Below are 16071 nucleotides of genomic sequence, written 5' to 3'. Positions count from 1 at the left end.
AGATATAGTTATGCATTGAAATAGCAATGAACACTAAAAACTAGGAGGACTATAAAAATGGGTATTTCATTACAAAAAGGTCAAAAAGTTGATTTAACAAAAACTAATCCAGGGTTAACAAATGTTATTGTAGGTTTAGGTTGGGACACAAATAAATATGATGGCGGCAATGATTTTGACCTTGATTCATCTGTGTTTTTACTTGCTGATACAGGGAAAGTAGCAGACCAAAATGATTTTATCTTCTATAACAATACTATTGGTGGTAACGGCTCTGTTGAACATTCAGGAGATAATTTAACAGGCGTTGGTGACGGCGATGATGAGGTTGTGAAGGTTGCATTGACACAAATTCCTGCACATGTTCAACGACTTGCCTTTACTGTGACAATCCATGATGCAGATGCACGTAACCAAAACTTTGGTATGGTCTCTAATGCCTTTATTCGTATTGTCAATGCGGCAACAAATGAAGAAGTCATCCGCTATGATTTAGGAGAAGATTTCAGTATTGAAACAGCTGTAGTAGTAGGCGAGTTATATCGTCATAATGGAGAATGGAAATTCAACGCAGTTGGAGCAGGTTATCAAGGTGGTTTAGCTGCACTTTGCAGTGACTACGGATTAAACGTAAATTAATACAATGGAAGGGAGATTTTCTAATTGGGTATTCAGTTAAGTAAAGGGCAACGCATTGATTTAATGAAGCAAGATCCAGGCTTAAATAATGTAGGTATCGGTTTAGGTTGGGATGTGAAACAATTTGATGGTGGAAATGACTTTGACTTAGATGCCTCTGTATTTTTACTTGATGCATCTGGAAAATGTCGTAATGAGCAAGATTTTATCTTCTACAATAATTTAACAAGTTCAGACCAATCTGTCGTGCACACAGGTGATAACCGTACGGGTGTGGGTGATGGGGATGACGAAAAAATTCTTGTAAACTTAAAACAAGTATCTCCTCAAATTGATAAAATAGTAGTGACCGTGACAATTTATGATGCGGAAGGGCGCCATCAAAACTTCGGGCAAGTATTAAATGCTTATGTGCGTTTAACGAATGAAGAATCAGGTTCAGAAGTCCTGCGCTATGATTTAGGGGAAGATTTCAGCATTGAAACAGCGGTCGTATTCTGTGAATTATACCGTCACAACGGCGAGTGGAAATTTGCAGCAGTTGGCTCAGGTTATCAAGGTGGACTTGGTGCGTTAGTGAGTGCATACGGCTTACAATAAAATATAGTAAAGAATTTTGGCAAATGTATAGATTTTGAATGGGGCATGAATCATTCAAAATCTATACTGTCCTTAACCTGTTAAAAGGCGTAGCGAGATACCTAGAAATATTTGCTGGCGCTTTGGGTTTCTGCTTACTACACGAAGTTTTCTTCGTTATTTTAATCGTAGCATTTTTACTAACTTTTGTTCTACATAAGTTGAATAAGAAAGCAACGTAACTAAAGGCACTGTATTGGTCTGTAAAAAGCAGGCTAATCCAGTGCCTTTTTCCGCAATGATAATTCTTTTGATGAAGGAGAGAAGTAGATGCAACATTTTGCAACGGAGACGGAGACTATTTTTTATAAAAAGCCACAACCTTTTACAAAATTGGATAACCCAAATATTTTATCCTACACATTAGGTGCTACTTTATATATGCCGGCATCGATGCCTAATATTTCAGATATGGTGCAATCTCAGAAATATAAAGATTTGACTTCGTTTGTCATCGATTTAGAAGATGCTGTTGGAGATGCGGAGTTAGTGCAATGTGAAGAAAAATTAATAGAGGATATTCGCACGCTCTATACACTTTATGAAAATAATGAAATCCAACTTCAACAATTACCGCTTATATTTATTCGTGTACGCAGTGTCGAGCAATTTTCATTTTTAACATCTGTCTTAGGAAAATATCAAGAAGTACTAACAGGCTATGTATTTCCTAAATTTTCTGCTGTGCAAGGAGCTGCTTATTTTAATTTGCTTGAACAAACGATTCAACAGCATCAACTTAAGCTATTTGGCATGCCGATTTTGGAAAGTCGTGATATTTTGTATAAGGAATCCCGTATGGATGCATTGTTTGCAATTAAGGAAGTGCTTCATCAATACAGAGAACGCGTATTAAATGTTCGCATTGGTGCGACTGATTTTTGTGGGATTTACGGTATACGTCGGCGTGTAGACTCGACGATTTACGATATAGCGGTTATTCGAGATTGCATTGCAGACATTGTCAATGTGTTAGGTCGCGAGGAAGACGGTTTTGTTATTTCTGGGCCTGTATGGGAATATTTCAGTAATCAGCGTGTGTTGAAGCCAGCTTTGAGAGTGACACCGTTTAGTGAAAAAGGAGCACTACACGCACGACAGGCATTACTCGATGATTATTTAGATGGTTTGATTAAGGAAGTCTTAATGGACAGACAAAATGGAATTTTAGGTAAAACGATTATTCATCCTAGTCATATACGTGTTGTCCATGCGCTTTATGTAGTTTCGTACGAAGAATATTTAGATGCACTGAGCATTGTAGAGCAAAATGATGGTCAAAAAGGTGTGATAAAAAGTCATTATGCTAATAAAATGAATGAAATGAAGCCTCATACGAGGTGGGCGCAACAAATTTTACGCCAAGCACATGTGTATGGTGTATACAACGAATCTGTAGATTTCGCGTCCCTTTTATTGAATACTGAAGCAGGGGGAAGTATGGATGCCACAACTGAAGAGCAAGTTGAATATTTTTCAGGACTATGAAATTGAAATTTCGATTACGAATAATCCGTATGATTTTGCCATAACAGATTTGTTTAAAATGGCAACGCGTATTAATAAAAAAAGACAATTTTTATTTGTTAGTACCGTTCTTGGCAAACATTTAGCAGTGCGACCGCAAGTACCAATTCTTACTGGAACATTGCTGGCAATGATGTATCATGAGAAGCTTGTTGGTGAGGAAGCATTATTACTGCCAACTATTGTACAGGCACTTAAGAAACAGCAACATGTGCAAGAAATATTACAACAAGTAGAAGCAAAACCCCTTGAGCTCTTAGAGGAAACATTGTTTATAGGTTTCGCAGAAACAGCTACAGCGCTTGGTCATGCCGTATTTAATGCTTTTGGGTCAAGGGCGATGTATATTCATACTACACGTGAATTTTTACCTGAACTTGAACCATTTGTAACTTTTGAAGAAGAGCATTCACATGCAACGAGTCATCGCGTTTATTGTGAGCAACCAGATAAGTTACTTCAAGCCAAACGTATCGTGTTAATAGATGATGAGATTACAACTGGAAATACAGTGGTCAATATAATTGAAACACTGCGACAAAAATTTCCGGATGTTAAGCATTATTCAGTGTTATCTATTTTAGATTGGCGTTCAGCCCAGCAGCATGAAGTCTTTCAACAAATGGAAAAGAAGTGGGATGTAACGATTGATTTTGTAGCAATGATGGGCGGACAATTTAGTTGTAGTGGAGAACCGTATTTATCTAGCAAACAAGTTGGGATCACTACACAAGAGGTTCAAGATCTGACTATCCTATCACCAAAGGATTGTATTGAACAAAAATATTATCGTTCAATTGCGGAAAACGGAATTGATAATAAAGCGCCCTATATGCTAGCAACAGGAAGATTTATGTTAACAACTGAACAGCAGGCAGTACAAAAGAATACAATAAAGAGGATTGCCCAGCAGTTAAAAAAACTTAGATCAGGTGGTCCAGCACTTGTTATTGGTACAGGTGAATTTATGTATGTTCCGATGCAAATAGCTAGTTACTTAGGCGAGGACGTCTATATTCAATCGACAACTCGTAGCCCGATTTATTGTGCACATGATACAGGCTATACAATTACTGAGAAAATAGCATTTGAATGTCCTGAAAATAATGGAGTTGAAAACTATTTATACAATGTACAAAGTCATCCTTATTCGGAACTTTTTCTTGTCGTAGAACGTATAGCAAATAAAGAAGTAATTGCACGAGTTGTACATGCACTGCAATCTGTAAGTGACGCAAACATTTATGTGATCTGTATGCATGAATTGGAGGGGGAATAATGCGATTAGTCATGCAACCCGATAAAATGGGGAGTTATTCATCTGAGGATGTTGTTTTTTTACTACGAGATATTAGTAATATCAAACTCGAGTTAAATAATGAAAAACGTGAGCGTCTGATTCAATCGGGCACACATTATTCTGAAATGCTGCCAGTTGAATATCACCCATCAGATGCTTATATGGCACTTTTTTATAAAACGTTAGATGATTATGCACAACGCATTGCAATAGCTGTTGGGATTGTGGCGGAACAAATTGTAGCGCGCCAAGGATTAGAGCATTTAGTGCTCGTTAGTTTAGCAAGAGCAGGTACACCAATCGGTATTTTGATTAAGCGGTATATTAAAATGCGTTATAACGTCGGAGTGCCCCATTACACGATTTCAATACTGCGTGGCCGTGGTATTGATGAGACAGCCATTCGTTATATCTTTTCAGAGCATCCTTTGGCAGCCATTCAATTTATTGATGGCTGGACTGGAAAAGGAGCTATCACAAAGGAATTGCAACAATCCTGTGAGCTTTTCAATGCAAACAATGTACAACAATTGGATTCTACATTAGCTGTTTTAGCTGATCCTGGGAACTGTACGTCAATTTATGGAACACGCGAAGACTTTTTGATTCCCTCCGCTTGTTTAAATTCCACAGTGTCTGGGTTAGTGAGTCGCACCGTATTGAATTTGCAGTTTATGCAGGAACATGACTTTCATGGCGCTAAATATTATAAAGAGCTAGAGGATGTTGATGTATCAAACGTGTATATCGACCGTGTAAGTGCTTATTTCAAACAAGTTCAACATGATGTCACGCAGCAAATTAGTGAGCAATCACAGTCTCCTGTTACATGGCAAGGCTTGAAATCCGTGCAGGCCATTCAACAGGATTTAGGGATTACCAATATTCATTTCGTAAAGCCTGGCGTTGGTGAAACGACGCGTGTGCTACTTCGCCGAATACCTTGGAAAATTTTAATTAATCCTAAATACATGAACGAACTTGAACACATCCTGTTATTAGCTAAGGAAAAGAATGTACCTATTGAAGAATATCCGAATATGTCGTATGCATGCTGCGGCTTAATAAAAGAAGTATAGAGGAGAGAATACATGCTACTATTTACATCGGATTTAGACCGTACCCTTATTTATTCAAAGCGGATGATGGCAAATTTCCCACCAATAACACCAACTGTCGGAGCAGAACGAAAAGACGGTGAAGTGATGAGCATGATGACGGAAGCGACAACGAAATTATTGCATCAGGTACATGATCAAACGTTATTCGTGCCGGTAACTACTCGTGCTTTGCATCAATATGAACGCATTCATGTAATAAATGAGTTATGTCCAACTTTTGCAATTACGAGTAATGGGGGTACAATATTAGAAAAGGGTCGTCCAAATGAAGCATGGGCAAAAACTTTACGTAAGCGTATTGAAGATTCCTCGATTCCAGATGCTGATATGTTGCAACGTTTTGATGGGATAAGATCCGACACTTGGCTTCAACAATCATTTTATGTTGATGAACTCTTTTATGTTTATTATGTTGACCTATCAATTTTAAGACAAGATGTTGTACAGGCAATCATTCAGGAGTTTGATGTGCTGGGTTGGTATGTACTTTTACAAGGAAGAAAATTATATTTTTTGCCGAAAGTGTTAACGAAGGAAGCGGCGATTGCCTATTTAAAAGAACATTGTACATATGATGTGCATGTAGCAGCGGGCGATTCCATTATGGACTACGGTATGCTCGCTATGGCAGATATTGGATTTACACCAGCACACGGTGATTTAAAAGATAAACAACCTCAAGTGTTAGGGAATACAATATATTCAGCTAATAGTGGTGAAGCGTTTACGCAAAGTTTACTGGAGGATGTTTTACGACTTGCAGCAAAACAACCAACTGTCTAAGACCATGTAAGGAGGTGACGTATTGTATGCAATCAATCACAATAGAATCAGTGTTGGAACGGGATCCTTATGATTGGCTACAAGCGTTTCAAGATTCACCGAAATTGCGTGCACTTTATGAGGTGACAGAGCAACAAATTCGTTTTAGTCGCATTGCCGTTCGAGTATTAGGTGTACCAATAGAAGAAGATGATTATTTTAACTCATTATATACATTGTCTCAAAATCCAAACGTGCATATTTTAAGCGAGGAATTAAATAAACATATTGAACAAAAGGATTTTCAGGCATTACAAAGTATTTTAGAGCAACACCAACAAACACCCAAAGGATTGTCAATTAATCGACTAATTGCAATGATGTATGGCCATCAGCTTATTCCAAAGCATGATGACGTTACAATGAACCGGCATTTACAGTTGGCAACCATTCGCGTAGTGGAGCGTTTTCGTGACCAGCAATCACTTGGTTTACTAGCAAATGATTTTCGTCGCTTTTTAATTGATATGGTGAAGTGGCTAAAAAACCATTGGATACAATGGACGCAGACAATGAAGCCGACGGATGACTTTCCAAAGGTTGTTTGGTATGGCGAAACGACGATTAGTCAGCGATATTTCTTGTTATTGTTAATGGAACTAGGATGTGATGTGTTAATCTTCCACCCGGCTGCTATCGATGAATTTGCAGAAGTGGATATCACGAATATGTTTTCTATTACACACGTCTATGGCAGCCAAACAACATTACAGCCATTCCCCGATAAGCTTCGTGACCGTCAAGCAACTGTCGGCTATCGCTCCAGTCAACATTTTGAGCAGTTAATGCACGATCAACAATCCGGTGTATATCGACCATGGCAATTTAAAGATTTTATGCCCCGTTCTTTAACATTACGAATGACATATGACGATATTTTTATTTATGCAAATGAAAAGGCGATGGTACGTCCGAAATTTGAAGTCATAGGGAACGAAGTGGTGATTCCTGTTATTTTTGCAAAAATTAGCGGTGTAGCGAGTAGACGTGAAGAGTATTGGCATTATATGCATAAGCTACTTGCCAGTCCGCAAACCGTATTTGTGCAGGAGTTTCCATATGTGAAAGCGAGTAGAGCCAATTTCCATTTCCATTATAAGCACTGTCTAGTGAATGGAGAATTATCCACAGAGCGTATTTTGCAAAGTGACTGGTGGCAGTATGATGAATTGTCATTAGAACTTCAACAAGCAATTGCACATACCATCAAAACATCTTGTGAACAGCCACTCCTGAAACAACTACCAAACGAATCAAAGTATGATTTACAGTTATTTTTATTTAAACAGATGGCCATGATTCCAAAAGAAATCCTACGTCTATTGCAAAGCTTTGATTATGCACAGGAAGTACCTAAACTTGTGCTCTATCAAGCGCCTCAACAGCCTGCATTAGCCCGTGAAGACGTTGCTTTACTAGCGTTTTTAAATCGATTTGGTATTGATATTGTGTTTTATAACCCTACAGGCAAGTTAGATATGGAAAAGCATTTGCTAGAAGATACTTTTGATGGGCATCGTTTAGAACATATGGTATTTGATTTACAATACGAAGAACCAAAGCAGCAAAAGCCTGCGCCAGATAAGATGATTAAAAAATTGTTTAATCGCTTTTTTTGATGATTAGGAAAGGAGGCGCACCATGTCAAATGTACCCATTGCGCTTGATCAACTGACACCAGAAACAGCGGAAGTGACAAAGCTACAATTACGTCAACATGCCGAAGTACAGCAAATAGCAAATCGTATTAATATCAAGAATCAACTAGATTTAATGGCACTTGGTAAGGAACCTTCAACGAAGCTATCACGTTTTTCAGACCAAATTTTAAATATGATGGCGAAATCAAAAGTAAATGAATCAGGTGATTTGCTGAAGCAACTGGAAGCATTAATGATCAAATTTGATAAAAAGGAAGTTATCGAGCAGCAAAGTTTTTTTAGTAAGTTGTTTAAGCGTGCGCCCAAGAAAGATGAGGACTTGTTTGAGAAGTATAATTTGCTTGGTAGAGATATTGAGAAAATCCATTATCAATTTGTGCTAATGGAGGAAGCGTTAGCAAATGATAATCGTATGCTTGCGCGCCTATATCGTGAAGATTTGACTTATTATCTAGAAATTGAAAAATATATTGTAGCAACAGAAATGAAATTAAACGAAGTGACAACAACGTTAATGCCGATGTATAAAAAGCAGAGTGAGGCAGGCAATCAAATTGCAAAAATGGAGTTAAATACATTGCAAACGATTACCGATATGCTGACACAAAAAATAGATGAACTAGAGAAATCCCGTATGGTTGCAATTTTAGCGGCTCCTCAAATAGAGATGATTCGGAATGGTAATAGTGCGTTAATAGAACAAATTAATAGTGCATTTATAACAACAATACCTGTCTTTAAAATGAGTATTATGAATGCAGTCAATGAGAAACGTCAAAAACTACAGAATGATTCCGCAGCGGCTTTTGAAAATCGCATGAAACAATTTGGGGGAGCCCATAACGATGTAGTGCAATTAAGCACGATGATGGCAAAACAACCTGAAAAGCCACAGACACTTGAAGAAATGTGGGATACAATTGTTTCTGGAATTTCTAATTATCGTAAGCTACGTGAAGAACATACGGAACAGCGCATGAAAGCAGAGCAACAACTCATGGCATTGCGCAATGAAACCTAAAGAAAGCTGACACCTTTTAGAAAGTAAAATGGTGTCAGCTTTTATATGAGATACTTATTGAACTTACTACAAAGGGCAGTTGGATGACTACGCTAGCAAATATTTTGTTGGAAGTAAACGCATTTTAGTAATTAATCTATTTTCTTCCTGTACGCCAAGAGAGACCCCAATGATAGGCGTCATCCATATCTTGATGGCCGTTAAAATATTCAACAAGGCGCTCAACTTTAAATGTTTCGTTATTTACATTTTCTATCATGGCAATTGCACACATGTTTTTCCCATTACGATGTTCATTTAAACGAACTTCTACACTTGGTCCTGTTTCGTAATTAATCGTCACGATTCCATCTGCTTCAGACCAATTAGCTACGCCTTCATAAATAAAGGCATATACTAGCACCCGTTTAATATCCTTTACCTTATCTCCATTAATACGTAAGTTTTCGCCCCCGCTTACCATACCCGTGCGATCATCACCATCTAGTTCTACAAAGGGTGGAGAGTGCAACTGTCCAAATGCATTTCCAAGAGCTTGGACGCAACTTTTTGAACCATCTGTTAATTCATATAAACAACCTAAGTCTAAGTCAATTCCGCTGCGTGCTTTAGTACCAAACAAAGATGATAAAAAACCGCCCGAAGGTTTAACAGATTGTTGATTCCAGTTTAAGTTGACTAGAATCTCTCCAATTCCTTGATGTTGAGATTTCGTTAAGTTGATGGATTGGCCTTTTTTTGTTAATTCAATTTTGCTTAAATTTACCATTTATTAACCCCCTCCAACATAAAATTTATGATAATTATACTTTATTATCAAAATATTTACAAATTAATGGAAGAAGAACGAAAGAACGACAAACAGAATTACCTTCGTTTGTCGTTCTAAACATTAAATAAACTCTTCTTCTATTTCTAGATTAATTTCCTGACCATGGTAGTTTTGATACGACACAATCAATGTATCTAAGTGCTCTAAGTTTTCCTCGTAATCTAAAATGCGCGATAAAATGTACAGGAGGTGATAGCTTGAAAATTCAGTATCTCCTTCTTCATGAGCGTATGAAACTTGTTTAATGAAAATCTCCATCAATTCATTGCGTTGGACATAATCAATATGCTTGCTCCATTCAGAATGCTCGGGTTTTAATTTGCCAGTGTACTTTAATAATAGCTGTTCATGATAGGTGAGGAGAAAATCTAATCGCTCCTGAATCATTAAATGGAACTGTGTTGGTAGATGGGCCAATTCATTTTCATGTTTATGCAAACGATGTAAGAGCTCCAAACTTTTCTTCGACGTTGTAATCATTTGGCGATACACAACAAGTTTTCTCACCTTGACGAACTTTTTATTTTTAATGTAATTGCGCTCTTCTTTATAAAAATCATACAATGTATCGACACGTAACATACGGTCTCTGAATTTATTTATGGCTGTTTTAGTAGATGTATGTTCGGAAGCCTGACGAACAGCGAGTCGTGTCCATCGAATAATATCATCTTGTAAAAAATAAATTTTTCGGAACAACTTCACTTCATATTTAGGTGGTAAGAAAAATAAATTGACGACAAAAGCTGCCAATACTCCGACTAAAATAGTTGAAAAGCGAATGATACCAAAAGTAATGAAATCATCGCCTTGTATCTCCATAATCGCTACTACTGTCACCAGAGCTAAAGACAATGATTTTTCAAGTTTAAATTTCAACATTAAACCAATTGTAATGACGACGGCAATTCCGATAGCTACAATATGGTGGCCAAATAGTAAACCAAAAATAACAGCAATCGTTGCACCAATTATATTTGCCTGTACTTGCTCGACAATGGTTTGATAGGAACGATAAATGGAAGGCTGAATCGCAAAAATTGCAGCAATTCCAGCAAATACTGGTGAAGGTAAATGTAACAATTCTGCAATAAACAATGCAAAGACAATTGCAACACCTGTTTTAAATACACGGGCACCTAATTTCATAGAAAATGGATGTCCTTTCTGTCTAAAATTTTTAAGCTTCTTTACATTATAGAAGGAAGTGCTTATAAAATACATAGATTTGTGTTTTGCTGAACGAAAAAGGCGACTCTCTATAGAAAGTCGCCTCTGTATTGTCATTTAATTATAATTTTGAAAATGCATAGTCTACAGCTTTTACTGTTTCACGAATATCTGCCTCTGTATGCTCTGTTGTTAAGAACCATGCTTCATATTTAGACGGTGCTAAGTTAATGCCTTGTTCTAACATTAATTTAAAGAAACGTCCGAAAATTTCCCCATCAGAGTTTTCAGCCTGGTCATAGTTTTCTACTTTGACATCTGTGAAGTAAATCGTAAGCGCACCTTTTAAACGATTTAACGTAATTGTTACATCATGCTTTTTAGCAGCAGCTAAAATACCTTCTTCTAAAATTGCACCTAGGCGGTCCATTTCATCATAAATTCCTGGTGTAGCCAATACTTCTAAACAAGCAATTCCTGCTTGCATTGATGCGGGATTACCCGCCATTGTACCCGCTTGATAGGCCGGACCGAGTGGAGCGACTGTATCCATAATTTCTTTGCGGCCACCGTAAGCGCCGATAGGTAAACCGCCACCTATTACTTTTCCTAATGCAGTAAGGTCAGGCGTTAAGCCAAGAAGATTTTGTGCGCCGCCGTAATGGAAGCGGAAGGCAGTAATAACTTCATCGTAAATTGTTAAAGCACCTTTTGCTGTTGCCGTTGCATGTACTAATTCTAAGAAGCCTGGATTTGGCTCTACAATTCCGAAATTCCCCACGATTGGTTCGATTAATATACCAGCAATCTGGTCGCCCCATTTGTCCATAGCATCCGTAAATGCTTGCGGATTATTAAATGGCACAGTAATCACTTCTTCAGCCGTTGCAGTAGTAACACCTGCTGAATCAGGTGTACCAAGTGTAGCAGGTCCAGAGCCGGCAGCCACTAATACTAAATCAAAGTGACCGTGATAGCAGCCAGCGAATTTCATAATTTTTGTACGACCTGTGTAAGCGCGCGCAACACGAATTGTTGTCATCACAGCTTCTGTTCCAGAGTTGTTAAAGCGTACTTTATCCATTGAAGGAATTGCTTCTTTTAGCATTTTAGCAAATGTTACTTCATATTCAGTAGGGGTACCGAATAATGTGCCGTTTTCAGCTGCATGTGTAATGGCTTTAGCGATATGTGGGTGACCATGACCTGTCACGAGTGGTCCGTATGCTGCTAGATAGTCGATATATCGGTTACCATCCACGTCCCAGAAATAAGCGCCTTTTCCACGAGCCATAGAGACAGGGGAACCCCCACCAACTGCTTTATAAGAACGTGAAGGGCTATTTACACCACCAACTATGTGCTGTAGCGCTTCTGCGTGTACTGTTTCAGATTTTGAGTGATTCATCATATTGCCTCCTAAGTAATTATACTTAATCTATTGTAGACCTATCAGTGTAAGAAATCCAAAGAAAATCAGGAATATGACTTGATTTGTTAGTTAGAGTAAAATAAGAAGTGCAGAGGAGGAGATTGTATGACATTAATAGAAGGAAAAAAAGCACCTGGTTTTTCACTCATAAATGAGAAAGGACAAAAGGTGCATTTAACAGATTTTAAAGGGCACAATGTTATCTTGTATTTTTATCCAAAAGATATGACGCCAGGTTGTACGACACAAGCTTGTGACTTCCGCGATAAGCATGAAGATTTTAGTCAGTTAAATGCAATTGTGTTGGGCGTTAGTCCAGATGATGTAAAGAAGCATACAAAGTTTATCGACAAGCATGGGTTGCCTTTCTCCCTCCTAGTGGACGAAGATCATGCAGTAGCAGAGGCTTATGGTGTATGGGTACTAAAGAAAATGTATGGACGAGAATATATGGGTATTGAGCGTTCAACATTTTTAATCGACACGGAAGGCAATCTTGTGAAGGCATGGCGTAAAGTACGCGTGAAAAACCATATTGAAGAAGTGTATGCATTTTTAGCAGAGCAGGAGGCAACGAAATGAGAATTTATTTTACGTTTGAGCCACGACAAGATTTACGTGAACCATTAGTAGAGGAGTTTCCGCAAGTTGATTTTGTTTTTCAAAGTGGTCTAACAACAGAAGAACTTCAAAAGGCAGATGTGGTGGTTACATATGGTGAAGATTTAAATGAAGAAAATTTACAATATGCAACTAAACTCAAATGGATTTTTGTTGCTTCAGCAGGTGTGGAAAAAATGCCTGCTCAAGCAATCATTGAGCGAGGGATTTTAGTATCAAATGTTCGAGGAATTCATAAAACACCTATGGCAGAGTCGATGCTTGCTCATATTTTAGCCATCAAGCGTGCATTGCCGTGGATGTATGAGCAACAAAAGAAATGTGAATGGTCAAAAAAAGTGAAACAAACCGAATTATGTGATAGCACGGCCTTAATTTTAGGACCAGGTGCAATTGGATCGGAAGTAGGTCGTTTACTTCACGCTTTTGGCGTGCAAACAATTGGCTGCAACCGTTCTGGCCAAAAAGCTCCGCATATGGATGTTATGGTGAGCTTCGATAAACTTTTAGAAGCTTTACCTAAAGCGGATATTGTACTTTCTGTGTTACCTAAAACAAGGGAGACTACGCATTTATTGAAAGAAGAACATTTTAAAGTGATGAAAAACAATTCTATTTTCATGAATTTTGGACGTGGCAACTTGGTGGATGAACAGGTGCTAATCCGAGCAATTAAAGCCAACGAGATTGGCTATGCAGTACTTGATGTATTTGAACAAGAACCACTTGCTGAGAATAGTCCGTTATGGACATTACCGAATGTTATCGTATCACCACATGTATCAAGTCATTCATCTCGTTATGTAGAACGTAGCTTAAATATATTTAAGCCAAGCTTGGTAAAATGGCTTGACGGGGAAACGGATTTAGAAAATGTGATGGATCTGTCAAGAGGGTATTGAGTTGTAATTTTTCATAAGTAGAATGGGCAATTGTTGACAGATGTTAGTTTCATTCGATACACTATTTATAACAATTATAAATTAATAATACTTATGAGAAGAGGTGCATGACGATGTCTACAACGCATTTACAAGATGCACTTGACACGTTAAAAACAACTGGTGTACGTATTACTCCTCAGCGTCATGCTATTTTGGAATATTTAATACAATCGATGGCACATCCAACGGCCGATGAAATTTATAAAGCACTTGAAGGGAGATTCCCAAATATGAGTGTAGCTACTGTTTATAATAACTTACGAGTATTCCGTGAAGTTGGCTTAGTAAAGGAACTGACTTATGGAGATGCTTCAAGTCGTTTTGATTTCGTAACGAACGATCATTATCATATGATTTGTGAATGTTGTGGTAAAATTGTGGATTTCCATTACCCTGGTCTTGATGAAATTGAGCATTTTGCTTCACAAGTAACTGGCTTTGATGTGCACTCACACCGTCTAGAAATATACGGTACATGTCCATCATGTAAAGTTGTTTCTGCAAAAGTACAATAAAAAATCCTAGCTCTAATTAAGGGCTAGGATTTTTTTGTCTTATTATTATAAGATTGATCGAATTCTTTTCCTTCAAGTGTTGGATCCAATGTTAACGGTTCATTGCAATACATACACATATCCACACGACCTAATACTTTTGTATATTTGTGACAATTTGGGCACTGTACTTGGACTGCACGTGTTGAGAGAAGACCGATCCAAGCGTAAACGACTGTACTACCGATTATACAAAGTAAGCCAAGTGTCATGAAGATTAGTACAAGCACGGGATTATTTTTAAAGAAGATGGCCCCATACATGACTACAAAGCCGATAAAAATAAGTGCCAATGCGAATGAACGAATTTTATTAATTTTACTTTTATAAGGTTTCATATAACATCTTGCCTCCCAATCTAAAATCTACTATAACATATAAGGACAAAGTATTTTAGCTTTGAGTATAAGGAAAGAAGGAATACTTCTAGAGTATGTCGAATTTTTAACGAAATAAGAGGTCACAAAACGAACAGAGGAGGACTGAACATGGAGCAAGTTTTGCGTCCAATATACCAAGAACGTGCGAGTCAGTCGAATACATTAGGCGTTATTTTAGTGGAAAAGCGCGAGGAGCAAAGTAATGTTACCGATACATTTGATACGGTCTTACTAATAATCGTGAAGGAAGCAGCGAAGCCTGTTTATACAAAACACTACTTATATGAAGGAAATAAGGTAGCCCTACATACTGTTACAGAGCAATTATTACGCAAATGGTTGTTAATCGGCTCTAACAAAAAGGTGGTCGATTGGATTTTCTTTGGCAAAGTGTTATTTGATCGCAATGAATTTCTTCATAAATTAAAAATTGAGTTACAGGAGTTTCCGTTCAATGGTCGTAAAATTAAAACCGGCATTCAATTTTCCAAACTAATTCGACGTTACTTAGAAGGAAAAGAATATTTTGATAAGGGAAGCTATCTGGATGCTTATAATCATGTAGTAGACTCATTACATCATTTAGGGCGCCTATCAATTATCGATAGTGGGCTCTATCCAGAAGTAACGGTTTGGGCGCAAGTAAAAAAAATTGAACCAGCAATTTATAAGTTATATGAAGAACTTGTTATGAGTAATGAACCGATTGAAAAGCGATTAGAGCTTTTATTTTTAGCGAGCGAATTCCTAATTCACTCTCGCACACAGGACGGTGCGCAACATATATTAGAAGTAATGCAAGCGAAAGAGTCATGGACAATTCAAGAATTGCACGATCATAAAGAACTGGTTAACTACTCTGTTGATCTAGAAGTATTCGTTGAGTATTTAGTAGACAAAGGTTATGTTCTTATAGATCCTGTAGTTGCTAAGAGTGAAATGATATTCCACCGACATTATAAGGTAAATAAAGAATCTCTAGAATTGGAATCAAGTCTGTAGTATGCTAGTAATCGAGGTATAGAAAATACCTCGATATTTTTTTATAAAAAAGTATTGACGCCAAGTACATTGCTATTGTATTATATTAATTGTCGCTAAGACATAAAGTAATCCACTTAGAGAAACAGAAAAAACTTTTTATAAAAAGTAGTTGACACAAACTGAGTGAAATGTTAATATAAAGAAGTCGCTGTAAAACGACTTTATATGAACCTTGAAAACTGAACAAGCAAAACGTAATCAATAACGTTTTTAGTAACGAACTTCGGTTAGTGAACAAAACAAAATTTTGGACATCAAAATTGATGCCAGCAAAACAATTTGAGCTAATCAAATTTCTTTTATGGAGAGTTTGATCCTGGCTCAGGACGAACGCTGGCGGCGTGCCTAATACATGCAAGTCGAG

16 protein-coding genes and 1 rRNA gene are annotated in these 16071 nt (G+C 37.5%); 13 read left to right on the top strand and 4 right to left on the bottom strand.

The genetic code is table 11. From position 1 onward, the window contains the following. Positions 1-57 precede the first annotated feature (57 nt). The 8 genes from C9J35_RS11785 (at position 58) to C9J35_RS11750 (ending at position 8730) form a co-directional block, all read left to right on the top strand. Positions 58-639 (top strand): TerD family protein, encoded by a 582-nt coding sequence (locus tag C9J35_RS11785; RefSeq protein ID WP_054767682.1) that lies wholly within the window; start codon positions 58-60, stop codon positions 637-639. A 24-nt stretch (positions 640-663) separates the two neighbouring features. Beyond that, positions 664-1239: a TerD family protein gene (locus C9J35_RS11780; protein ID WP_107924661.1), complete on the top strand. Its 576-nt coding sequence runs from the start codon at positions 664-666 to the stop codon at positions 1237-1239. Positions 1240-1548: 309 nt separating this feature from the next. Then, complete coding sequence (locus C9J35_RS11775) at positions 1549-2766, top strand: HpcH/HpaI aldolase/citrate lyase family protein (protein WP_107924660.1); 1218 nt, start codon at positions 1549-1551, stop codon at positions 2764-2766. Further along, positions 2723-4084, top strand: coding sequence for a phosphoribosyltransferase family protein (locus C9J35_RS11770; RefSeq protein WP_107924659.1), 1362 nt, complete (start codon positions 2723-2725; stop codon positions 4082-4084). The genes C9J35_RS11775 and C9J35_RS11770 overlap by 44 nt, the downstream gene beginning before the upstream one ends. Beyond that, positions 4084-5184 (top strand): cysteine protease StiP family protein, encoded by a 1101-nt coding sequence (locus C9J35_RS11765; protein ID WP_107924658.1) that lies wholly within the window; start codon positions 4084-4086, stop codon positions 5182-5184. The genes C9J35_RS11770 and C9J35_RS11765 overlap by 1 nt, the downstream gene beginning before the upstream one ends. A gap of 12 nt (positions 5185-5196) precedes the next feature. Continuing rightward, positions 5197-6009: an HAD family hydrolase gene (locus C9J35_RS11760; protein WP_107924657.1), complete on the top strand. Its 813-nt coding sequence runs from the start codon at positions 5197-5199 to the stop codon at positions 6007-6009. 26 nt (positions 6010-6035) lie between these two features. Continuing rightward, the gene (locus C9J35_RS11755) at positions 6036-7667 is read left to right on the top strand and encodes a YceG family protein (protein WP_107924656.1); all 1632 of its coding nucleotides are present in this window, start codon (positions 6036-6038) and stop codon (positions 7665-7667) included. A gap of 22 nt (positions 7668-7689) precedes the next feature. Then, positions 7690-8730: a toxic anion resistance protein gene (locus C9J35_RS11750; protein WP_107924655.1), complete on the top strand. Its 1041-nt coding sequence runs from the start codon at positions 7690-7692 to the stop codon at positions 8728-8730. Positions 8731-8866: 136 nt separating this feature from the next. Here C9J35_RS11750 and C9J35_RS11745 read toward each other — a convergent pair whose 3' ends face one another. The 3 genes from C9J35_RS11745 to C9J35_RS11735 all read right to left on the bottom strand — a co-directional run bounded on the left by C9J35_RS11745 (position 8867) and on the right by C9J35_RS11735 (position 12140). Continuing rightward, on the bottom strand, positions 8867-9499 hold the full coding sequence (locus tag C9J35_RS11745; protein ID WP_107924654.1) for a TerD family protein: 633 nt from the start codon (positions 9497-9499) through the stop codon (positions 8867-8869). A gap of 123 nt (positions 9500-9622) precedes the next feature. Then, a complete protein-coding gene (locus tag C9J35_RS11740) occupies positions 9623-10711 on the bottom strand; it encodes an FUSC family protein (RefSeq protein WP_107924653.1) in 1089 nt (362 codons plus the stop codon). Between the two features lie 142 nt (positions 10712-10853). Beyond that, positions 10854-12140, bottom strand: a complete 1287-nt coding sequence (locus tag C9J35_RS11735) for a glutamate-1-semialdehyde 2,1-aminomutase (RefSeq protein ID WP_054767684.1) — start codon at positions 12138-12140, stop codon at positions 10854-10856. A gap of 129 nt (positions 12141-12269) precedes the next feature. Between C9J35_RS11735 and bcp the strand changes: the two genes are divergently transcribed. The 3 genes from bcp to perR all read left to right on the top strand — a co-directional run bounded on the left by bcp (position 12270) and on the right by perR (position 14244). Continuing rightward, positions 12270-12746: a thioredoxin-dependent thiol peroxidase gene (gene bcp, locus C9J35_RS11730; protein WP_107924652.1), complete on the top strand. Its 477-nt coding sequence runs from the start codon at positions 12270-12272 to the stop codon at positions 12744-12746. Further along, positions 12743-13687, top strand: a complete 945-nt coding sequence (locus C9J35_RS11725; RefSeq protein WP_107924651.1) for a D-2-hydroxyacid dehydrogenase — start codon at positions 12743-12745, stop codon at positions 13685-13687. Before bcp ends, C9J35_RS11725 begins: the two co-directional genes overlap by 4 nt. Positions 13688-13800: 113 nt before the next feature. Then, positions 13801-14244 carry a peroxide-responsive transcriptional repressor PerR gene (perR, locus tag C9J35_RS11720; protein ID WP_107924650.1) on the top strand — a complete coding sequence of 148 codons (444 nt, stop codon included), beginning with the start codon at positions 13801-13803 and terminating at the stop codon, positions 14242-14244. Between the two features lie 23 nt (positions 14245-14267). Here perR and C9J35_RS11715 read toward each other — a convergent pair whose 3' ends face one another. Beyond that, the gene (locus tag C9J35_RS11715) at positions 14268-14621 is read right to left on the bottom strand and encodes a YgzB family protein (RefSeq protein WP_054767686.1); all 354 of its coding nucleotides are present in this window, start codon (positions 14619-14621) and stop codon (positions 14268-14270) included. A 150-nt stretch (positions 14622-14771) separates the two neighbouring features. Between C9J35_RS11715 and C9J35_RS11710 the strand changes: the two genes are divergently transcribed. Together C9J35_RS11710 and C9J35_RS11705 are read left to right on the top strand one after the other, a co-directional pair. Beyond that, positions 14772-15665: a nucleotidyltransferase-like protein gene (locus C9J35_RS11710; protein ID WP_054767687.1), complete on the top strand. Its 894-nt coding sequence runs from the start codon at positions 14772-14774 to the stop codon at positions 15663-15665. A 340-nt stretch (positions 15666-16005) separates the two neighbouring features. Continuing rightward, positions 16006-16071, top strand: a 16S ribosomal RNA gene (locus tag C9J35_RS11705); the annotation flags it as partial.

This window comes from Lysinibacillus parviboronicapiens, from assembly GCF_003049575.1.
Taxonomy (GTDB): Bacteria; Bacillota; Bacilli; order Bacillales_A; family Planococcaceae; genus Lysinibacillus; species Lysinibacillus parviboronicapiens.
This window is presented reverse-complemented; position numbering and strand designations above follow the sequence as displayed.